Annotated in this window: 15 protein-coding genes, 3 tRNA genes and 2 pseudogenes; 9 read left to right on the forward strand and 11 right to left on the reverse strand. The window is 69.8% G+C overall.

The genetic code is table 11. The annotated features are described in order from the left end of the window. Positions 1-14: 14 nt before the first annotated feature. Entirely contained in the window at positions 15-749 is a 735-nt protein-coding gene (locus AB0C19_RS14470) for a YcnI family protein (RefSeq protein ID WP_238691197.1), read from the forward strand. A gap of 692 nt (positions 750-1,441) precedes the next feature. Beyond that, positions 1,442-1,654, forward strand: a pseudogene (locus AB0C19_RS14475) (hypothetical protein); the annotation flags it as partial. 384 nt (positions 1,655-2,038) lie between these two features. On the opposite strand, the gene AB0C19_RS14480 reads toward AB0C19_RS14475, so the two are convergent. After that, a complete protein-coding gene (locus AB0C19_RS14480; RefSeq protein WP_357184520.1) occupies positions 2,039-3,322 on the reverse strand; it encodes a glycosyltransferase 87 family protein in 1,284 nt (427 codons plus the stop codon). Between the two features lie 72 nt (positions 3,323-3,394). On the opposite strand from AB0C19_RS14480, the gene orn reads away from it, so the two are divergent. Both orn and AB0C19_RS14490 read left to right on the forward strand, forming a co-directional pair. Then, a complete protein-coding gene (gene orn / locus AB0C19_RS14485; RefSeq protein WP_091393455.1) occupies positions 3,395-3,985 on the forward strand; it encodes an oligoribonuclease in 591 nt (196 codons plus the stop codon). A 112-nt stretch (positions 3,986-4,097) separates the two neighbouring features. Continuing rightward, a tRNA-His gene (locus AB0C19_RS14490) sits at positions 4,098-4,173 on the forward strand. Positions 4,174-4,282: 109 nt separating this feature from the next. Here AB0C19_RS14490 and AB0C19_RS14495 read toward each other — a convergent pair. Then, on the reverse strand, positions 4,283-5,575 hold the full coding sequence (locus AB0C19_RS14495) for an Ig-like domain-containing protein (protein WP_357184524.1): 1,293 nt from the start codon (positions 5,573-5,575) through the stop codon (positions 4,283-4,285). A 249-nt stretch (positions 5,576-5,824) separates the two neighbouring features. Further along, positions 5,825-7,087 carry an Ig-like domain-containing protein gene (locus tag AB0C19_RS14500; RefSeq protein WP_357184527.1) on the reverse strand — a complete coding sequence of 421 codons (1,263 nt, stop codon included), beginning with the start codon at positions 7,085-7,087 and terminating at the stop codon, positions 5,825-5,827. 187 nt (positions 7,088-7,274) lie between these two features. Between AB0C19_RS14500 and AB0C19_RS14505 the strand changes: the two genes are divergently transcribed. Then, positions 7,275-7,350: transfer RNA gene (locus tag AB0C19_RS14505), tRNA-Lys, on the forward strand. Positions 7,351-7,454: 104 nt separating this feature from the next. Here AB0C19_RS14505 and AB0C19_RS14510 read toward each other — a convergent pair. Further along, positions 7,455-9,134: a Na+/H+ antiporter gene (locus tag AB0C19_RS14510; RefSeq protein ID WP_357184530.1), complete on the reverse strand. Its 1,680-nt coding sequence runs from the start codon at positions 9,132-9,134 to the stop codon at positions 7,455-7,457. A 342-nt stretch (positions 9,135-9,476) separates the two neighbouring features. Between AB0C19_RS14510 and AB0C19_RS14515 the strand changes: the two genes are divergently transcribed. Next, positions 9,477-9,552: transfer RNA gene (locus AB0C19_RS14515), tRNA-Lys, on the forward strand. A 106-nt stretch (positions 9,553-9,658) separates the two neighbouring features. Continuing rightward, positions 9,659-9,811, forward strand: coding sequence for a hypothetical protein (locus AB0C19_RS14520; RefSeq protein WP_357184533.1), 153 nt, complete (start codon positions 9,659-9,661; stop codon positions 9,809-9,811). 122 nt (positions 9,812-9,933) lie between these two features. Here the strand turns inward: AB0C19_RS14520 and AB0C19_RS14525 are convergent. The 5 genes and pseudogenes from AB0C19_RS14525 to AB0C19_RS14545 all read right to left on the reverse strand — a co-directional run. Beyond that, positions 9,934-10,797, reverse strand: a pseudogene (locus AB0C19_RS14525) (MFS transporter); the annotation flags it as partial. Positions 10,798-10,885: 88 nt separating this feature from the next. After that, positions 10,886-11,230 (reverse strand): YnfA family protein, encoded by a 345-nt coding sequence (locus tag AB0C19_RS14530; RefSeq protein WP_357184535.1) that lies wholly within the window; start codon positions 11,228-11,230, stop codon positions 10,886-10,888. 194 nt (positions 11,231-11,424) lie between these two features. Further along, a complete protein-coding gene (locus tag AB0C19_RS14535; RefSeq protein ID WP_357184538.1) occupies positions 11,425-11,754 on the reverse strand; it encodes a hypothetical protein in 330 nt (109 codons plus the stop codon). A gap of 169 nt (positions 11,755-11,923) precedes the next feature. Then, the gene (locus tag AB0C19_RS14540; protein ID WP_357184541.1) at positions 11,924-15,046 is read right to left on the reverse strand and encodes a hypothetical protein; all 3,123 of its coding nucleotides are present in this window, start codon (positions 15,044-15,046) and stop codon (positions 11,924-11,926) included. Positions 15,047-15,100: 54 nt separating this feature from the next. Continuing rightward, positions 15,101-15,736, reverse strand: a complete 636-nt coding sequence (locus tag AB0C19_RS14545; RefSeq protein WP_357184544.1) for a TetR family transcriptional regulator — start codon at positions 15,734-15,736, stop codon at positions 15,101-15,103. A 95-nt stretch (positions 15,737-15,831) separates the two neighbouring features. On the opposite strand from AB0C19_RS14545, the gene AB0C19_RS14550 reads away from it, so the two are divergent. Together AB0C19_RS14550 and AB0C19_RS14555 are read left to right on the forward strand one after the other, a co-directional pair. Next, positions 15,832-16,770 (forward strand): oxidoreductase, encoded by a 939-nt coding sequence (locus AB0C19_RS14550; protein ID WP_357184547.1) that lies wholly within the window; start codon positions 15,832-15,834, stop codon positions 16,768-16,770. A 76-nt stretch (positions 16,771-16,846) separates the two neighbouring features. After that, a complete protein-coding gene (locus tag AB0C19_RS14555) occupies positions 16,847-17,197 on the forward strand; it encodes a DoxX family protein (protein WP_357184550.1) in 351 nt (116 codons plus the stop codon). Between the two features lie 8 nt (positions 17,198-17,205). Here the strand turns inward: AB0C19_RS14555 and AB0C19_RS14560 are convergent, their stop codons facing one another. Together AB0C19_RS14560 and AB0C19_RS14565 are read right to left on the reverse strand one after the other, a co-directional pair. Next, positions 17,206-17,874 (reverse strand): ABC transporter ATP-binding protein, encoded by a 669-nt coding sequence (locus AB0C19_RS14560; protein WP_357184711.1) that lies wholly within the window; start codon positions 17,872-17,874, stop codon positions 17,206-17,208. Positions 17,875-17,933: 59 nt separating this feature from the next. Then, the gene (locus tag AB0C19_RS14565; protein WP_357184553.1) at positions 17,934-20,786 is read right to left on the reverse strand and encodes an ABC transporter permease; all 2,853 of its coding nucleotides are present in this window, start codon (positions 20,784-20,786) and stop codon (positions 17,934-17,936) included. Positions 20,787-20,864 lie beyond the last annotated feature (78 nt).

Raw genomic sequence — 20,864 nt, forward strand, 5'->3', positions numbered from 1 at the left:
GGCTCGCGAAACCAATGACCCGATTCCGGCGTACCGCAACCGCCGCTGCCGCCCTGGCGTTCACCGCCGCCGCCACCGCTGTGCTCGGCTTCGCCGGACCAGCGTCCGCGCACGTCACGGTGAACCCGAAGGAGGCGACCCAGGGTGGCTACGCCCGGGTGGCGTTCCGGGTGCCCAACGAGAGCGACACCGCGTCGACCACCAAGCTGGAGGTGGTGCTGCCGGAGAACGCCCCGGTCGGCTCGGTGTCGACGATGCCGGTGCCGGGCTGGACGGTCACCACGGAGAAGCGCAAGGTCGACCCGCCGATCGAGGTGCACGGCAGTCAGCTCACCGAAGCGGTCTCCAAGATCACCTGGACGGCCTCCGGTGACGCGGGGGTGAAGCCGGGTCAGTTCCAGGAGTTCCCCGTCTCGATGGGGCCGCTGCCGCAGGTCGACTCGATGGTCTTCAAGACCCTGCAGACCTACTCGGACGGCAACATCTCGCGGTGGATCGACGACCCGGCGCCGGGTGCCGAGGAGCCGGAGCACCCCGCCCCGGTGCTCACCCTGGCCGCCGCCGCGGCGCCGTCGGGTTCGGCCTCGCCGGCCGCAGCCGTCGCCTCGCCCGACGACGATGACGACGACGACGGCAACGGGCTCGCGGTCGGCCTCGGCGTGGCCGGACTCGTCGCCGGTCTGGCCGGCCTGGTGCTGGGCGGGCTGGCGTTCACGCGTACCCGCCGGGAGCCGGTCGCCAAGGCCTGACCCTGTTTCACCCGCTGGCCCGCCGGATCTTCCGGCGGGCCAGCGTGCTTTCCGGAGTCGATGCCCACCGTGCCGTGGATATCCCCTGATCAGACGGTGTACGTCGGTAAGGTCGGCCGGGTATTTGGCTACGGAGGGGGACGGTGCGGATGCGGTTCGTGCGGGTGATCGCCGGAGTGCTGCTGTTGGTAGTGGGAATTCCGGCGCTGTTCGCCGGTGGCGGGCTGTGGCTGGTGACCCGACACGCCGACGCTGGCGGGTCCTTCGCCGCCCGTTTCGAAACGGTCCGCACGCCCGGTCACGCGATCGTCGTCACCGACCTCGACCGGTTGCTGCGGCAGGAGGCGCCTTTCGCGCGTACCGCGCAGACCCGGCTACGCCTGGACGCCCGCACCACGGGTGGGCCGGCGTTCGTCGGACTGGCGCCCACCGCCGAGGTGCGTGGCTGGCTGGAGGCGGTACCGCACGCCACGGTCCGTCGGGTGGCGCTGGCCCGGGGTCCGCTGCCGGTCCGGCTCGATCCGGCCGGGCCGGCCGCCGACACCCCGGGCGTCGCGCCGGCCGACGGGCCGGTCACGCCGCTGGGCCGGCCCTTCTGGGTACGAGAGGGGATCGGCTCGCTGGAGTGGAGCGCTGACGACCTCGCCGGCGAACCCATGAGCCTGGTGGTGATGCGCCCCGACGGCGAGGAGGACCTGGTTCTGGACCTGCACGCCGAGTTGCGGGTCGGGTGGACCGGCCCGGCCACCTGGGGTCTGCTGACCGTCGGCGTGCTGCTGGTGGTGTGCGCGGCGCTGCTCCTGCTGCGGCCGCTACGGCCACGCGAGGTGATCTTCGTGGTCGAGCCGGATCAGGTGCCGGTGCTCGCCGGCCGGCTCGGGGTCACCTCGTTGAGTGGCCTGGGCCCCCGCCAACCCGATCCGACCCCGCCGTTGCCGGTACGACAACTCGCCCCGGTCGGCTCCGGAGCCCCGGACCCCGCCCGGTCGGCGATCGGCGCGGCCCGCGCGGCCACCCTCGCCGACCTGGACGAACCGGTCCGGCTGCCCCGCCCACCGGAGGTGACGCTGAGTCTCGCCTGGCCGCCGGCCGACGTGGACGAGCCCACTGCCCGGCCGGTCGCGGCCGCCCCTGGCGACGACAGGGCCCGTGGCGGACCGGTCGGGTGACGGCCCGGCCGGCGGTGGTGGGTGAGACGGCGAGTGGCCCTCCGCGCTGCCGACGCGGAGGGCCACCCTCACCGGGGGATCGGTGCTACCCGAGCGACGCTTGAGGTAGATGAGGACAGATTAGCCCCGAACATGGTTACTCGGGAGGTCTGTCCAATTGGTGCGATTTTCCGCACCGAGCCCCGAGCGCACCGGTAACGCCACCAGCAGCAGCAGGCTGAGCAGCACGTAGGTGTTCTGCACGACGAAGTCCACCGGGTCGTGAGTGCGGACCGGTCCCGCGCCCCAGGCCTGGAACGTCACCACGCCGTAGATGGTCACGGCGGTGATGCCCAGCGCGAGCCCGGCCAGCCACCGACGTCGGCGTGCCTCCTCCGGGCGGTTCGCGCTCAACGCCGCGTCGGCGAGCAGCACCACCGCCGGCACGAACCAGTAGATGTGGTGGGTCCAGGTGATCGGGCTCGCCAGGGAACCGACCAACCCGGTCAACGTCAGGCCGGTCAACACGTCGCCGGCCCGCGCCGCACGGGCGGCCCGCCACAGCCCGTAGCCGGCGACCGCGGCCACCAGCAGCAGCCAGAGCAGCCGGTCCGGCTTCTCCGGCTCGGTGAAGCGGCTGAGCAGGCCGAACAGCGACTGGTTGCCGACGATGTCGGTGCGTCCCACCCGCTCGGTGGTCCACAGCTCGTGCGTCCAGAACCGCCACGAGTCACGAGGGGCGATCGCCGCCGCGAGCAGGGTCGCCGCCGCCGCTGTCGCGCTCGCCACCGCCGCCGCCCGCCACCGTCGGGTGGCCAGCAGGTACACGATGAAGATGCCGGGAAAGAGCTTGAGCGCCGTCGCCAGCCCCACGCCCACCCCGGCCCAGCGCCGCGCCTGCGGCACCGCGAACAGTAGATCGGCCAGGATCAGCACGACCAGCAGCATGTTGATCTGGCCGAAGGTGATCGTCTCGCGGATGCTCTCCACCGCCAGCACCAGCAGTACGGCGGCGATCAGTGTGAACGTTCGGGGCAGGTCGTGTCGGGCGATCACCGGCGTCACCAGCCACCGGGTGGTCAGCACCACGGCCAGCACTGTGAGCGCCGTAAAGATCGCCACGGTGGCGCCGAGCCGCAACAGACCGAACGGCCACAGCAGCAGCGCGCTGAATGGTGGGTAGGTGAAGTACAACTCGCCCTGCACCCGGTCGGGCTGGACGTAGTCGTAGAGCGGGTGGCCGACGCGCCACCAGTCCATCGCGGACATGTAGATCTTGAGATCGAAGAAGTTGTGCACGAGGCCTGGCAGGTAGAGCGCTGGCAGCACAGCGCCGAGGGCCACCACCGCGACCAGACGACGGACCGTACGGCCGCCGGGATCGTCTTCGGTGACGGCGGGCGGTGCGACGGGTTCTGCTGGCACCCCGAAACCCTAGCGGTCCGGTCCGCCGAGAGCGCGCAGCCGCGGGGCGTGGGCTGCGCGTAGGCTGTCCCGGTGGCTGATCTCCTCGTCTGGATCGACTGTGAGATGACTGGGTTGGACCTCGGCAGGGACAAACTGATCGAGGTTGCGGCACTGGTCACCGATCCCGACCTCAACGTGCTCGGTGACGGTGTCGACGTGGTCATCCACGCCGACGAGGCGGCACTGGAGGGGATGCCGGAGATCGTGCAGACCATGCACGCCAAGTCCGGCCTCACCGAGGAGGTCCGTCGTTCGGCGGTCACCCTCGCCGAGGCCGAAGACCTGGTCCTGGACTACGTGCGCACCTTCGTCAAGGACCCGCGTACGGCGCCGCTCTGCGGCAACTCGATCGCCACCGACCGGGGCTTCATCGCCCGGGACATGCCGCGCCTCGACGCGCACCTGCACTACCGGATGATCGACGTGTCGTCGATCAAGGAACTCTGCCGCCGCTGGTACCCCCGCGTGTACTTCGGCCAGCCGCAGAAGGGTCTCGCGCACCGGGCGCTGGCCGACATCCGGGAGAGCATCCGGGAGCTGGAGTACTACCGGCGCACCGTCTTCGTTCCGCTGCCCGGCCCGGATGTCGAGACCGCCAAGGCCATCGCCGCCGAACTCTGACCACGCCGGCTCGTCCCGGGGAGCAGGGAACCCGCTGGACGAGGTGCGTTGCGGTGTGGCTATTATTGGTCCGCACCCCGCCCGGAGCGATCGACCGGGCGACGGCGGCATGGTGGCTGTAGCTCAGTTGGCAGAGCACCGGGTTGTGGTCCCGGTTGTCGGGGGTTCAATTCCCCTCAGTCACCCCACTGGTTTCACCACTCAGGCCCCCTCCTCGGAGAGGGCCTGAGTCGTTGTCGGGGCGAGGCAGGGCCTACGCGAAAGCCCCCTCCGAGGAGGGGGCTTTCGTCGGCTGGCTCAGGAGGTCGGCGTGGGGGACGGGGCGCCCGTCCCGTCCGGGGTCGGGGTGGCGGCGTCCGGGTCGGCCGGAGGCTCGTACGGAAGGGCGCTGCCCTTGACGTACTCGTCCCAGCTCATGTTCCAGTCGGTCCAGCCGTTGCCGTTCTGGAGCTTGCGCTCGGTGCCCTTCACCGTGATCGGGTCGCCGACCTGGGTGTTCTTGAAGAGCCAGTCGCCGTTGGCCATCGACACGTTCACGCAGCCGTGCGACACGTTAGTGGTGCCCTGCTGTCCCTCGGACCAGGGTGCCGCGTGGATGAACTCCCCGCCCCAGGTGAGGCGCTGCGCGAAGTCAATCTTGGTGCGGTAACCCTCCTCCGGGCCCAGCTCCTCGAACGTGTCGAAGACCGTCTTGCGCAACTTCTCGATGACGACCATGGTGCCGCTGGACGACGGGGTGCTCTTCTTGCCCAGGCTCACCGGGATGGTCTTGATCACAGAGCCGTTGCGGGTCACCGTCATCCGCTTGGTCTTGTTGTCCACAGTCATGACCACCGCCGCGCCGATCTTGACGTCCACCGAGAGGTCGGCGCGGCCGTACCAACCCTCACCCATCGGCAGGCCACCCGCCTGGACCCGGTAGGAGACCTTGCTGCCGGTCTTCCAGAACTCCTTCGGCCGGAACCGGATCTCGGTGGGGCTGACCCAGTGCCAGATCCCCGCCTGCGCCGGCGTCGAGGTGACAGTCATCCGGCGCTGCACGTCGTCGCGGTAGTCCTCCGGGATGCCCCGGCTGAACTTCACGATCAGCGGCATGCCCACACCGACCACCTGGTTGTCGCCGAGGAAGCTGCTCACGCGTACCTGGTTGCCGGGCTTGGCCATCGTGGTGAAGGTGCTCGTCGCGGTGGCCGGGCGTCCGTCGTCGCCCTTGGCGGTAACGGTGGCCGTGTAGCTCGTGCCGTAGGCCAGCGCGCCGGTCGGCAGCCACGACTTGCCGTCCTTGGCGAGGGCGCCCTCGACCACCTTGCCGGCGGCGTCCTTCAGCTCGACAGCGGTCTCCACGGCGTCCTTCGTGGTGAAGGTGACGCCGGTGGACGCCGGCACGTCCTTGGCGTCGGCCGCCGGCTCGCTGATCGTCGCGGCGGCCTTCGGCGCCGGGTTCTCGCCGCCGCCGTGCCACGAGGACGGCTTGCCGCCGTCGCCGTCGGTGCAGGCCGAGGTGAAGGCCAGCGCCACGGCGAGAAGCCCCGCCGCGAACACGCGGCGTCGCCCACCGGGCCTGATCAGCTGGTCCTGGCTAGCTCGCATGAATTCCCTCACAGTTGTGGTCGCTGCCCCATCGTCTCTTACTGACGCGCCAGAGCCGGCCCCGGTTGCCGAGGGTGAACCGAAACACGCCATCAATAGTGCCCGAATCCTGCTACTATCCGGCGTTTCGTGAGCCTGGTTCGTCTCCGTGTCGGGAGCGCGGGGGTCGCCGCGCTGTCATCGAGCGGCGGGAGTGCAAGGGTACGCCGGTCCGGCCAACGGCCGAGCCGGCGCAACGAGGCCGACGGCTCAGACCGCCGGACCGGCCCCACCACTGGGCACCGGCAACGCGCTGCCCTTGACGAACTCCGACCAGCTCAGGCTCCACGCCGTCCAACCGTTACCGGCGGCGATCCTGCGCTCGGTGCCCTTGATCGTGATCGGGTCACCGATCCGGGTCTTGCCGAACAACCACCTGGCGTTCGCCATCGACACGTTCACGCAGCCGTGCGAGACGTTCTGCCGCCCCTGCACGTGCTCCGACCAGGGCGCGGCATGGATGTACTCGCCACCCCAGGTCAGCCGTTGGGCGAACTGGATGTCGGTCACGTAGCGGTTGGCCGGATCCGGGTCGTCGCGGGTGTCGAAGACAGTGGCTTCCTTCTTCTCCATCACCACCATCGTGCCGCTCGACGACGGTGTGCTCTTCTTGCCCAGGCTCACCGGAATGGTGCGTACCGGCGCGCCGTTCTCGTACACCGTCATCTTCTTGTTGGCGTTGTCGACCTTCATCTCGAACGACCGGCCGATCTTGGCGGTGGCCTTGCGGTCGATGTCGCCGTACTTGCCGTTGCTCAACGGCACCCCCGCCAGCGCGATCCGCACGGTGATGGTGGTGCCCGGCTTCCAGTACTCCGGGGCCCGGTAGTAGGCCTGCGTGCCATTGCTGACCCAGTGCCACGCGCCCGGCTGCGGCGGGTCGGTCTGGACGAACATCCGCTTCTGCACCGCCGCCCGGTCCTTCTTCGGGATACCCGGGTGGAACTCGGTGACCACCGGCATGGCCACCCCGTAACTCTTGTCGTCGAAGAGGTACAGGCCCGACCCGATTGTCGACTTCGGCTTGGCCATCGTGGTGAAGCTGCTGGTGCCCTGGCTGCTCGTGCCGTCCGACGCGCTCGCCGTCACAGTGGCCGTGTAGCGGGTGCCCCACTTCAGCGGAGCTGACGGCACCCAGGCCGAGCCATCGGTACGCAGCTTGCCCTCGATAGAGCCGCCGCCGTCCGCCGTCAGGGTGACAGCGGACACCTTCCCGCCGTCCGGGAGCTTCGCGCTGATCTCCGTGCTCACCGGCCTGTTCTTCGTGCCGTTCGCCGGGCTCAGCGTGAGCGCCGGCCCACTCGGTGTGCTCGGTGTCGAAGGTGCGGCTGAGCCAGGGGTGGCGCTCACGTCCGAGGACGCCCCGCCAACGAATTCCGGCTTCTTCTCGCCGCCGCCGCATCCGGTCAGTGCCAGCGACGCCGCCAGAGTCAGGGCGCCCACCACCGCCCCGGCTCGCGTGAACCGTGCCATGCCCACCTCTGTTCTCGCGTACCTGGCGGACATCGTGCCGCATCACCGCCGCAACCCACGCCCCGATCTTGGCGGCGGTGGCCGGTTTGGGGCTTTTTGCCGGCAAAGCTCGACCGAAGGGGGGACCCGGGCAACCAAATTGGAGCCCGTGTTGGAGGGGTGCTAATGTTCTCTCCGTTGCCGATGAGCGCCGCTAGCTCAACTGGCAGAGCAGCGGACTCTTAATCCGCGGGTTCGGGGTTCGAGTCCCTGGCGGCGCACCAACGATGAGGGCCCTGACCTGGCAGATGTGTGCCGGTCAGGGCCTTTTTCGCGTACGCCGGTGCGACGAGGCCCGACGCCGGTGGCTCGACACCGTCGTGGCAGGTCAGCTGGAGGACCGCCTCGGGAGTAACAGCTCCTCGTGATCGAGTTCACGTTCCAGAACGCGGAGCTCCTCGTCCGGCAGTCGGCCGGAGTCGCGCCAGCGCACGAGTTCCTCGCGCTGTGCGTCGATCGCTGTCCGGCGGATACGAAGCGCCGCTTCATACGCCGGTGAGGTGGGCAGCTCGGATGATCCACTCTGCTCCAGCAGGTCCAGCCGCCCGCGGTAGCGCGCCAATCGGGCCAGCAACTGCGTACGGGTGGTGTTGACGGACACCGCGCTGTCCGGCTCCACCGCGGCAACCTCGTCGAGGCGGGCCAGGGCGGCCTCGACCGCCGCAGAGCGGGCCTCGTTGCGGACGCGGGCCTGGTCGGCTTCGTTGGCGCGCAGGCCCAGCATTCGCACGAGCGGCGCGAACGTCAGGCCCTGCCCGACGAGTGTCACCAGGACGACCACGAAGGTGCAGAACAGCAGGAGGTCACGGTCGGGAAAGGGCGCGCCGCTGTTTGTGGTCAGCGGCAGGGTGAAGATCGCGGCCAGGCTGATCACCCCACGGGTGCCGGACCAGCTCAGTGCCACCACCTCACGGGAGGTGAGTCGGCGGGCGTTACGGTCAGCGCGCTCGATCTGCCGGGCGCTCCAGGGTTCGTCGGGATCGTCCTGCTCGGAGATGCCGCCCAGCCGGGTGTGCAGCGACCGGGGGAGGGACTGGGTCATCACCAGCCACGCGGGGCGCAGCAGGAGCACCACGCCCACCGATACCGCGACGGCGATGACGATGGTCGACGTCTCGTACTGACGCAGGCCCTTGACGACCTCGGGAAGCTGCTGGCCGATGAGCAGGAAGACGAAGCCTTCGAGGAGGAAGTCGACCAACCGCCACACCGCGCTGGTCTGCAGCCGGGCGGCGCCCGAGGTGAGCTGAGGCGTCTTATGGCCAACGATCAGCCCGGCGATCACCACGGCGAGCACCCCGGAGACGTGCAGTTCCTCGCCCAACAGGTAGGCCACGAACGGTGTCGCGAGCGAGATGGCATTCGACAACAGCGGGTCCGCGGTGAACGGTCGGGCCAGACGTACCAGCCACGCCACTGCCGCTCCCACGGCGACCCCGCCGACCGCCGCCAGCACGAACTGACCAACCGCGGACGGGAACGAGAACTCACCACCCACCGCGGCGGCCACCGCGACGCTGAGCATGGTCAGCGCGGTGGCGTCGTTGAGCAGCCCCTCGCCCTGAATGATCGTGACCATCTTCGGTGGCAGATTCACTCGGCGGCCAACCGCCAGGGCGGCCACCGGGTCGGGCGGCGCGATGGCGGCGCCGACCGCGATCCCGGCAGCGAGCGTCGCCCCGGCGACGAACAGGTGGAACCCGATACCGACCAGCACCCCGGTGAGGAGCACCAGCAGCACGGACAGGCTGACCACGATGCGGAGGTTCCGGCGGATGTCCAACAGCGAGGAGTCCAGCGCGGCGCTGTAGAGCAACGGCGGCAGCACGATCATGAGCACAAGGTCGGGATCCAGGCCGATGTTGGGGCCGGGGAGCAGCGCGTACGCGATGCCGATGAGCGGCAGAAGCGCTGCGGCCGGCAGGCCGGTGCGGGCCGCCACCCACCGCACGACGACGATGACCGCGACAGCGGCGAGCACGAACAACAACGTCGAATGGGTGCTCACCTGGCTACTTCCCCCTGGAGCGGCGCGAGGTTCCTCGGATCCACTGCGGGCTCGCGGCCGAGCCGGCCGTTCGGCGCTGTTGGCGCCGGTCAGCGCCCCAGGCAGTAGTAACGAGCGTACCCGCTTGATCAACCGGACCTGGCCGACCGCAGCTTTCACGGCGACGGCGTCGGTGCTGCCGCCAGCCTCACCACTGTGGAATTCGGTACGACCACAACTCCGATCCTGGCCCGGGTACGCCCGCACGACGGTGACACGTCCGCCCCGGTGACGCTCTCCGCTCGGTGGCCGCCTCGGGGACCCGTCCAGCCTGCTGCTAACGTCTCGTCCCGTTGTCAGCGAGCGCCGCTAGCTCAACTGGCAGAGCAGCGGACTCTTAATCCGCGGGTTCGGGGTTCGAGTCCCTGGCGGCGCACCAACGATATTCGGGGGGCACGACCAATCGGTCATGCCCCCCCCGAATCGCGTTGTCCGGCGGGGCGACGCGGATCACGAGTGGACCACGACGTCCCAGCGCCCACACGATGAGCGCGAAGCAGCAGAGCGCCGTTCCCGCGACGGTGACCGCTGTCCAGCCGCCCGCGGACCAGAGCGCCGTCGCGGCGGCGGAGCCGATGGCGGCGCCGACGAAGTTGCAGGTGGCCAGCGCGGTGTTGAGCCGGCTCCGGGCCTCGTGAGAGAGGGCGAACAGCCGCGCCCGGTTGAGTAGTGCCTGCGTCTGGAGGGCGACGTCGAGCATGACGATCACGATGATGACGAGGACGACGGACCGTACGGCGAACGCCGCGACGACGAATGCCGTGAGGGCCAGTACCCAGGCCGCGCCGGTGGCCGGAAGCGACCAGCCGCGATCGTGCAGCCGTCCGCCGCGCAGGCCGGAGAGGACGCCAGCGAGGCCGGCCAACCCGAACAACCCGATCACCGCCACCGGGTACCGGAACGGCGGGCCGCTGAGGAGGAACGTCAGCGCCGTCCAGAACAGCGAGAACGCGGCGAATCCGCTGGCGGCCAGGACCAGCGTCCATCGGACCGCCCGCTCGCGTACGACCACCGCGCCGACCGAGGCGATGAGCTGCGCGTAGGGCATGCGCGTGCGCGGTGGCAGCTGTGGAATCGCGCGGTAGAGCACGATCGCGAGCAGGACGGCGAAGACCGCGGCGAGGGCGAAGATCGTCCGCCACCCGGCGGCGTCGGCGACGAGGCCGCTGATCGTGCGGGAGGCCAGGATTCCGGTGAGGGTCCCGGATCCGACGACGCCGACGATCCGACCGCGCTGGGCGTCGCCGGCAAGGTCTCCGGCGAGCGGGGTGAGGATCTGCCCGGAAATCGTCGTCACGCCGAGCACGCCGAGCGCGAGGATGAGTACGCCGATCGACGGCGCCAGCGCACACAGCAGCAGTGCGGCAGCCGAGGTCAGCAGCATGATCGGGACGAACCGGCGGCGGTCCAGGACGTCACCGAGCGGCACGAGCAGCAGCACGCCTACGGCGTACCCGAGCTGCGTCGCGGTGACCAACCAGCCGGCCGTCGCGGTCGTGACGCGTAGATCGCCCGCGATGAAGCCGAGCAGTGGCTGGGCCCAGTACAGGTTGCCGACTGCCACTCCCGCCGCCAACGCGAGAAGGAACGTCAGCCGGCGGCTCATCCCTGACGGCGGTGCCATGCGGGGTGCTGCCACCCTGCCACGCTACGGCGCGGGCCAAGCGTGCGCCTCGACGAGGCCTGAGCGTGCAGGATCGGCTCCGTGGCGATCAGGAGCCGCCTGCCGTACGCGGCGCGTACATGATCAGGGCGACGCCGATCAGGCAGATGCCGGCGCCGATGATGTCCCACCGGTCGGGCCGGAACTTGTCGACGATCACGCCCCAGGCAAGGGATCCGGCGACGAACACGCCGCCGTAGGCGGCGAGGATGCGCCCGAAGTTCGGGTCGGGTTGGAAGGTGGCGACGAATCCGTACGCGCCGAGGGCGATGACTCCGGCGGCGATCCACCACAGGCCGCGGTGCTCGCGCCAGCCCTGCCAGATCAGCCACGCCCCGCCGATCTCGAACAGGGCGGCGACGACGAACAGCAGGACAGAGCGGACAACTGTCATCCGTGGACCGTACCGATGTGCTCCGGACCCCGATCACGCCGGTGACCTCGTCGAACAGGAGCCTCCTGGAGCGATGGTGGCGAAGGGGATGGGGCAGCACGGTTGGCCGGCACACTCGACGAGGTCGTCGCAGCCGGCCTCCACCGCAGCGCGCAGTGTGCCGGCGATGACCTGCAAATCAGCGAGCGCCAGAGCTAGGCGGCCCTGTCACCGATGGGTCGCGAGTGCCGGAAGGCGCTCAGCAGGGCCGAGACCACCGCAGCCAACAGCAGGACCCTCGCCACGTTGAACAGCACCGTGTCGCCGGTGGAGTGGGGCGGGAAGATGTCCTTGGCGAGCCAGCCGACGCCCGTCCCCAGCCCCAGGCATACGTGCATCATTGCCCGCAGGCGCGGCTGGGGCTGAGGGCGGCCGAAGATCCGGGGCGCCGTCGTGCCGCCACGGCTCTTGTGGAACAGCACAGTGGCGAAGGCCAGGTTGGCTGCGGCGGCGATGACCGCCAAGACCACGTCCACGGATCCCATGACACCGAACGCTATCGGGTAGAGGCTCGTTGCAAAGATCAGCGGATTGGGTGGTCGACGTCGTTGTCGACGCTTTTCTCCGGAGCATCGCTGACCGTCATGTGGATCTGGCGGATCCGGACTGACAGACAGCGTTGCCGGCGCCCGGAAGGCGCCGGCAACGTGTGCCTCAGTTGGCGTGGGTCAGGCGGGTGGTGATGCGCAGGCCCATGAGTGTGTCGTTCATCCACGGCACCCGCTCGCGGTGCAGGCCGGCGGTCATCTGGTCCGCCCACACCTCGTACCGCTGCATGAGCGTGTTGGCGCGGGACCGCGCGCTGGTGATCAGGCAGTCGCCCAGTGGGTCGCCGGGCAGGTTGGACGAGTCGACAGCGGGCTCGCAGGGCACCTTGAGGCTGACCTGGTCGCGCAGTGGGCGGCTGGGGTCGAGCGAGCACGGCGTGGGCCCGCAGAGGGCGTAGTTCCCACTCGCCTTGGCGTAGGCGTTACCGATCTTGGCATCCGTCGGCATGTTCACCGGGATCTGGTACTGCCCGAACAGGTTCGCGGACAACACGTCGTCCGAGTCGAGGGCGTTGGGCAGACCCAACCGGGTGTACGCCTGGAGCAGCCGCGCCGCGGTGTTCACCTTCTTCAGGGCGGCGGGCACCGCCCCGCTGACCTGGGTGCTCTGGTCCCGTACCCGGTCGTACATGGACTTCTGCCGGGCCTGGAGGAAACCGCGCAGGGTCGGCGTCAGAGTGGCGTCCAGCGCCGCGTTGTTCACGGCCGTCGCGCCGCTCTCGAAGGCGTAGCGTCCGGACGGCCACTTCTGGGTCAGTCCCTGCTCGGGCGTGGTCTCGCTGTCACAGTTGAAGAACTCGCAGTCGACCTGGTAGACCTGCTCGTTCGGCCAGGTGTAGTCGGCGGTGCGCGAGTTCTGCCAGGCCGTGTTCGAGTTCAGCCGGAATCGGCTGTGGATCTGCAACCGCAGCTTGCCGTAGTGGCGGATCACCCCGGTGCCGTAGCCCGTCGTACGCGTGTAGACCCAGCTCGGTGTGTAGCAGTAGCCGACCTCGGGCAACTCCCGTACCCCGGCCGGCGGCTCGTCGTGGCGCGGTGTGTACGCGTACTGGAGTGCCCGCACCATGTTCGACATCAGGTTGTAGCGAACGTTGCTGGGTCGGTCGATCTGCCTGCTGCCCTCACATGCGGGCACCGTCGCCTCGTCGCCCTTCGCCGGCGCCGCGGCGAGCGGCTTGTCGGTGTCCCAGAACAGGTCGTAGTCCTTGAGCGTCTTCACCTGTACGCCATTGGCGTCCGGTTCGTAGCGGACCTGGACCTCGTTGGTCCGAAACGCTCTCAGCGCGGCCGACAGCTCATTGGTGGCGGTGACGTACTCGTTGACCAGCCCGGTGATCAGGCTGTTGGCGTTGCCGCCGGCCGGTCGACCGAAGCTGGCCGCGAGGTCGGCGATGCGGGTGCCCTCCGCCTCGATCTGCGCGGCACGGCCGGCGCTGACCTGGGCGGCGTACGTCGGGTTCTGCAGCATCAACATGGCGTACGACTGCGCGCCGAGGTTCCACACCGTCGGGTTGCCGACCGGTGTCGACGGTTCGACCATCGAGGGGTCACGTCCGTTGGCGACCCGGGCCAGGTAGTTGATCGACCGGGCCTCGCCGAAGCTGTTCAGCACCGTGGTCGGGTCGACGGCCGGGTTGTCGGCGTCGGTCCGGGGCACCACGAACGCGGCGCCGCTGGCCAACTGTGTCGAGGTCAGGTGGAATTCATTCTCCGGGCCGACGAACTCGCCGTACGTCGGGATCGGTTGACCGAAGTTCTCCAGGTAGCCGATGTACTTGTTGATGTCGGCGCGGGCGTCGTGCAGTGTGGCGTCGCCGATCGCGGCCAGGACGGTCGCGGCGATGTCCTCCAGGCGCAGGCCGAGCTGGGCGACCTGCTGCTGCACGAGGGTGATCTGTGCGGTGTTGCCGGCGATCGCAGCGTTCAACTTGTCGAACTGGGCCATCATGTTCGCGTACACCGTGTTGATCTGGGCCTCGACCCGCGCGAAGCTGGCCCGCATCTCGTCGCCGAGGGCCCGCACCTCGTCGCGTAGGGCCTTCACCTGGGCCAGGATCTGTGCGTCCAGCGACGGTCCGCTGCTGCCGAAGAGCCCGACGATCGACATCACCGCACCGAAGACGTTGCCGGTCATCGCCAACGTAGCGGTGCTGAAGATCGAGCCCGCGAGGCCGCGGCCGGTGATCGCCGCCGCGTACTTGGAGATCGCGCTGATCGTGGTGAGGACCGCTTCCCCGATCACCTTGGACTTCTTGCCGGCGGCGGGGTCGGCGAACCCGATGATGGTGGAGACCATGCCGACCCCGGCCTTGATGTCGGAGATCGTCTGCTGCCGAGCCTTGTCCCGGTCCTCGGCGGCCTTCTTGGCCGCCGCGGTGCACGCGGCGCTCGGCGGCCCTTCCGGCGGACACTTGCTGTTGTTCTCGCCGATCTCGAGGCGGATCTCCAGGCTCAGGCCGAGCAGCTCCGCGTGCAGGGAGGCCAGCTGCTGCTTGGCCGCCGCTACGTACGCCACCGAGTCGTCCCGCAGCGCCAGGATCGCGTCGAGGTCGACATGCGAAAGTCCGGGATCCTGCTGGAGCTCCTCGTAGGTGCTGGTGATGTCCACCCCGACCGGCTCACCGAGGACGGCGTTCCAGGCGGTGGCGACGGGCCCGCTGGCTGCCCCCGCCTGTCGGGTCGCGGACCACACGGCCGCGAGAGCGTCATCGCGGCCGCGCAGCCACTGGGCGGTCCGCAGCGCGCCGGAGGCGAGTTCCTCGCGGGTGTCCCACGGCTCGACCGTCTTGCCGATCACGGCCCCGACCAGGCCGGTGATCTCCGGCGAGGTCCGGGTGTCGCCGCCTGGCGCGCCGAGCAGGATGTCGACGGACTTCAGCAGCAGGTCCTGTTCGGGCAGCAGGAGGTCGAACGTGGTCAGCGATTCGTCGAGCACCTGCTTGCGTGCGGTGAGCTGGGCCTGGGCCTGTGCAGCAGTGGCGTTCGGGTGCAGCCGGTGCCACTGGACGAACTCGGCCGACAGCACGACGGTGGTGATCCGAGCGGCGCCCTGGAGATGGAGTTCGGCGACCTGGCCGAAGGCCCGGTCGGTGAGCGCTGCCTGAGGGACGGGGACGGGGACGGGATCGGCCGACGCGGGCTCGCCGAAGAGCGCGCTTGCCACTGTGACCGCGATCATCGCCAGCACGGCAGTCCCGCGCCGGGTGCGCGTGGAACGTTTTATTGTCATGCCGCGAACGTATTGAGCGGCCTGAAAGGGCGCTGAAAGGGCGCTGACTCGCGCTCAGCCGGCGGCGGGTGACGCGGCGGGCGCGTCGAGGGCGGGCGCCACGACGGCGAACGCCTGGTCCATCAGCTCGGCCAGGTGCTGCTCGTCGTCGCCCGGCTGCCACCGCTGGAGCACCGTGTCGAGTGCCAGCAGTGCCATCCCGGCGGCCATCCGTGGGTAGGGGTCGGTGTGCGGGTCGAGGCGACGGCGGTTGGCCACCTCGGCGGCCAGCTCGGCGCGCCACTCGATCTGGCGTTCCAGCCAGCGGGCGTGCAGGGCGGGGGTGTCCAGGATCAGACGGACGACGACACGGGCTCGCTCGGAGTGCTCCGGGTGGTCGTTGCAGGCGGCGAGCGGCACCCAGAGAGCGTGGCGCAGCGCGACCGACGGCGGCTCGGCGGGCGGCCGGGCGGCGAGTTCGGTGATGATGTCCGCGCTGGTGTCGGCAAGGAACCGAACGACCACGTCCTCTTTCGACGCGAAGTAGCGGAAGAAGGTGCGTCGCGACATGCCGGCCGCCGCCGCGATGTCGTCGACGGTCACCACGTCGAAACCCTTTGTGGCGAGCAGCATCAGGGCGGCGTCACGCAGCTCGTCGGCAACGAGCTGGCGTTTGCGGTCGGCCAGGCTGTTGTCCGTACGAGATCTCATCCGCCGATGCTACGTCACCTGCTGCCACATCATGCCCATGCTGGCATCTCGTGCACCTCTTGACACTAAGTGCCATCGATAGCACAGTGGGGCGCATGACCGTCAATGGCTGGTCCACCGAACAGATCCCCGACCTCAGTGGCCGTACCTTCGTCGTCACCGGTGCCACAGCGGGCCTCGGCCTGGCCACGACCCGGGCGCTCGCCGCTCGCGGTGCGCGCGTCGTGCTGGCCGTCCGCGACGAGGAGCGGGGTCGCCGGGTGGCGGCCGACATCACCGCGGCCCGACCCGGCGTCGACCTGGAAGTCCGGCGGATCGACCTCGCCGACCTCGACTCGGTCCGGACGTTCGCCGACGGGATGAACGCCGACCACCGCCGGGTGGACGTGCTGATCAACAACGCGGGGGTGATGGCAGTGCCGCGTACCCTCAGCCCGCAGGGTCACGAGATGCAGTTCGCCACTAACCACCTCGGGCACTTCGCACTCACCGGGCTCCTGCTCGACCTCCTGCTGGCCGGCCGGGATCCACGGGTGGTCACTGTCACCTCGGTCAACCACCGGCAGGCGAAGATGCGCTTCGCCGACCCGACCGGCGAGCGGGGCTACTCCCCGATGGGCTTCTACAACACGTCCAAGCTGGCCAACGCCATCTTCGGCTACGAGCTGCACCGGCGGCTCAGTGCCGTGGCGAGCCCGCTGGGCAGCTTCCTCGCCCACCCCGGCTACACCGCGACGAATCTGCAGACCAGTGCCACCACGCCGGTCTGGCGGCTGCTGCTGGGCCGGATCGGCAACCCACTCCTCGCCCAGCCGATCGATCGCGGCGTCTGGTCGCAGCTGTTCTCCGCCACCGACCCCGGGGCGCAGCCGGGCCAACTCGTCGCCCCGGGTGGGCCGGGTGAACTGCGCGGTCACCCCGCGCCGGCGAAGCTCTCCACCGCCGCGACCGACCCCGAGCACGGCCGCCGTCTGTGGGAACTGTCCGAACAGGCCACCGGCGTACGGTTCGGCGCGCTGCGACGAACGAGCTGATCGCGGTGCATCCAGCAGCCGTCACATTCCGCAGCGCTAGATCGTCCAGGGGGCGAGCAACCACGACGGAGGAACAATGTTCGCTGCCTATGTCACTGTCACCATTCTCGCGTCGGTCTTCACCGGCTTCGCCGCCGTCACCTACCTGATCGGTCACGACTATCCGAAGGCCCAGGCCGACATGAAGCGCGTGCCACGGTCGTGGTTACCGTGGTTGGGCGTGGCGCTGGCGGCAGGCTCGTTGGGGCTGCTGGCCGGCTTCGCCGTACCGCTGCTGGGAATCCTCGCCGCCGCCGGGCTGGTGCTGTACTTCATCGGCGCGCTCCTCGCGCACCTGCGCGTCGGCTCCCGTCAGCTGGTGGGGCCGGCCGTATTCTTCGTGACCGTGGTGGCCGCACTGGTGGTGAATGTGCTCCACCACTGGTGATCCGTCAGCTACGACGTGAGGCACCCGTCCCGCATCTGGACGGCTCGGTCGCAGCGCGCGGCGATAGCGGCGTCATGGGTCGCCATGATGAGAGTGGTGCCCTGTTCGTCGCGCAGCCTCAGCAACAGATCGACGATCGCGGTGCCGGTCTGACTGTCGAGATTGCCGGTGGGTTCGTCGGCCAGCAACAGGGCAGGTTGGTTGATCAGTGCGCGGGCGATGGCGACCCGTTGCTGCTGCCCACCGGAGAGCCGCGACGGCAGGGCGGCGGCCCGGTCGGCGAGCCCCACCATCGCCAGCAGCTCATGGGCACGAGTGACCTTGTCGAAGTCGGTGCGGAACGGAATCAGCGGCGCCACGACGTTGTCCACTGCGGTGAGCGTGGGCAGCAGGTGGAACCGTTGGAACACGAAGCCGACCCGTCGCCGGTAGGCGGCCAACCCCCGGCCGGCCAGTCCGGTCACCTCCTGGCCGCCGACCTCGATGGTGCCACCGTCACTTCGTTCGATGGCGCCGATCAGGTGCAGGAGCGTCGACTTGCCCGAGCCACTCGGCCCGGTCAACGCGATCGCGGTGCCGGCGTCGATCGCGAGGCTGACGTCGTTCACAGCGACCAGCGGTGCGCCGTCGGGCAGGGGAAAGGACTTCCGTACCCGGGTGAGACACACCAGCGGCATGGTCACAGTGCTCGACGTCGCAGCTGACGTCTGTTCCATCGGACCTACTCCTTTGCCGCTCACCCCTCGGCGAGCAGGTGGGCGGTGGGCAGTCGGCGGAGCACGGCGATCGGCACCACCACCGACAGGGCGGAGACGGCGACGCCGAACACCAGGGCGGCTGCGGAACACCAGAGGATCGCAGCGGTGACGCCCCCGGCGAAGGCCGCCGCCGCGCCCAGGCCGGCAGCGGCACCGAGCGTGCCGCCGATGGCACCCATGCCGATGGCCTCGATGATGACCAGCCGATTCAGCGTGGCGTCGGTCCAGCCGACGGCAGCGAACAGGGCGAACTCGGCGGCGCGCTCGCTGATGTTGAGATAGAGCACGTCAGCGACCGACACGATGCCCAGCACGATCGTGACCGCCACGGCGATGTGATCGACGGTGCGGGCCTGGAGAGTGACGGCATCACCGAGCAGGGTGCCGGTGATCGCCCCCCGGAACGCGAACGTGATCGCCAACAACATGGTCAGCGCGGCCACCCCGATCGTCAGACTCAGCGCGCCGAGCGCGGTCCGACCGGGTGTGCGGGCAAGGTTGGCCAGCGCGAGGGTGGCCAACCGGCGCGGTGCCTGCCGGCGGAGGGCGAAACCCGAGACGGCGGGCCGGATGATCTCGCCGGGGTCCGGCCGGGCGGCCCGCCAGGCCGGCCAGCCGCCGGCGAGCAGGGCCAGGGCCACCGCTGCGGGTACGGCGAGCAGGGTGTGGCTCCACGCGATGTTCAGCCCGAGACCGAACGCGATCCCGAGCGCCAGCCCGGTGCCCGCGACGCCTGCGGCGAGGCCGATGCCGACGATCTCGATGAACATGAGCTGGAGGAGGTGCCGGCGGCCCCAGCCGAGGCAGGTGAGGATGCCGAACTCGGTGCGTCTGGCGCGGATGGCGGCGGTGTTGGCGTTGAGCACTGCCAGCGCGCACACGGCGAGCACCAGGACGGACAGCAGGACGCTCTTGCGGTCGGCCGCGCGGACCAGCACGGACGCGACGCCCTTCTGCACCCAGGGCTCGGCCACGGCGAGGTCGGGCCGACCGTAGTTGCCCGCCGGGTAGTGCACGGTCATCGCTGTGGGCGACGACCCCAGGGTTATGTCGACCTGGAGGCCGGTGCGTTGCGCGATCTCCTCGGCGATCACCCGGACCCGCTCCCGGGACACCGGGTCGATGCCGACGTCTCCGGCCAGCCGAACTCGCACCACGCTGATCGGTGCGGTGGTGTTGAGCTGGTACTCCGGGTAGCTGGGCTCGGTGCTGTACGCGCCGGGGTCGAAGATGGCGGGCAGGGCCGCCATGGTGGTGAGCATCAGCGGAGGCTGGCTGAGCAGGCCGGTGACGTTCGAATTCGGGGTCAGCCGTCGGCCGCCCAGTGCCTGCCGCGACGCTTCGTCGGCACCCTCGGCGCCCGGATTGAAGTACGTGTCCATGGGCACCGCTGACAGCGCGCTGCCCAGCGAAACCCTGGCGGGGTCGAAGGTGCCCACCGCGCCCAGCGCGGCATCGGGCATGCTGACGTCTCCCGGTTGCTCCTCGTAACCGTGCGCCAGGTTTCGATGGACGGCTACCTCGCTGCGCACGCTGGTGTCGGCGAACTCCATCGGCACGTGCCGGGACGACCCACCGTCGTCGGCGCCCTGACCCCAGATCTTCAGGTCGTACGGATCTGGCTGGGCCCGCAGACCGTCCCCGGCCGGTACCCTCTTCGGCGGTCCGACGGTCCAGAACTGGTCGAGCCACCTGGTGTTCGACGTTGCCAGGTCGTATTCGACGCCCAGGTCGTCGGGGCGAAGCATCCGGTCGAGCAGGTTCTGGTACGGCTCTTCGAACGACATCGCCCGTGTGGCGACCGGCGTGCCGGACTCGTTGACCAGAGCGGCGCGGAGCCGCTGGTCGTCAGCGGATCTCCGGACCAGCTCGGGCACGTCGGAGTTCAGGCGCTGCACTGTGACGTTGAGCGTCCTGTCGACCTGGGGTCGGTCCGCGACGAGGATCGGGAGCACCGAGTAGGGGTACGGCATTCCGTCCAGCCGCCGCGAGGCCGGCGCTTCGGGCGAGGTGAAGTATCGGCCCGAGGTGACGGCCTGGTCCAGCCCGGCCAGCGTGGCCTCCGACTCCGGGTCGACCGCGGCCATCAGGAACGGCACCGTCCACGCCAACGTGACTGTCGGCCGCGTCGCCTTTCCCTCGCGATCCGTCGAGCCCATGCCGCCGACGCACGTCAACGACGATCGGGCTCGGAGGTCGGTTGGCGCGAGCCAGTCCTCCGCGGTGATGGCCGGAGCCGCTGGGCAGATCTTCACCCGTTGGCCGTCGGCGTCGACCTCCTCCGGCGGTGGCAGGCCCCCGCCGCTCTTCAACTCGCTGTTCGGCACCACGTCCAGCCGGTTCCGCGTCGCGTAGAGGAACGCCGGCCCGTCCGGGATCTGGCTCAGCCCCGCGTCCGTCGCCCAGGTCGGCTGGACCCGCAACACCTGACGCTCGGCGGTCGGGTCAAGGTGATCCGACAGGTCGACAGTCACTGGCACTGTGCGCATCACGTACCCGATCATCGCGACCGGTGCGGCCACCGAGACCCCGTGCACCGCCTGGATCTCACGCCACTGATCGTGGGTGATGCCGCCACGCATGCCCGCCAACTGGCCCGACTGGACCAGATTGCGCTCCTGCTCCAGCGGCAGCACCGCGCCCTGGGGGCGTACCAGGAGGTCGTAGACCGGGCGATAGTTGGCGCTGACCGCGCCCACCGCATCCAGCCGGGAGGTCACAGCGGCCCCGGTGAGCAGTGTGAACCCCGCTACCGCGACGGCGATCATCGAAAGTAGGGCCAGTGACCGGCGTAGTCGTACCCGCCATTGCGACGCGGCTATCCCCAGCATCGACGCACCGTGCCCCGCATCGTTGGTCCTCCAGCATGAGGCCGTCGGTCGGATGGTGACATCCGACCGACGGCCGCG

This window comes from Micromonospora sp. NPDC048842 (assembly GCF_040649935.1).
GTDB classification, from domain to species: domain Bacteria; phylum Actinomycetota; class Actinomycetes; order Mycobacteriales; family Micromonosporaceae; genus Micromonospora; species Micromonospora hortensis.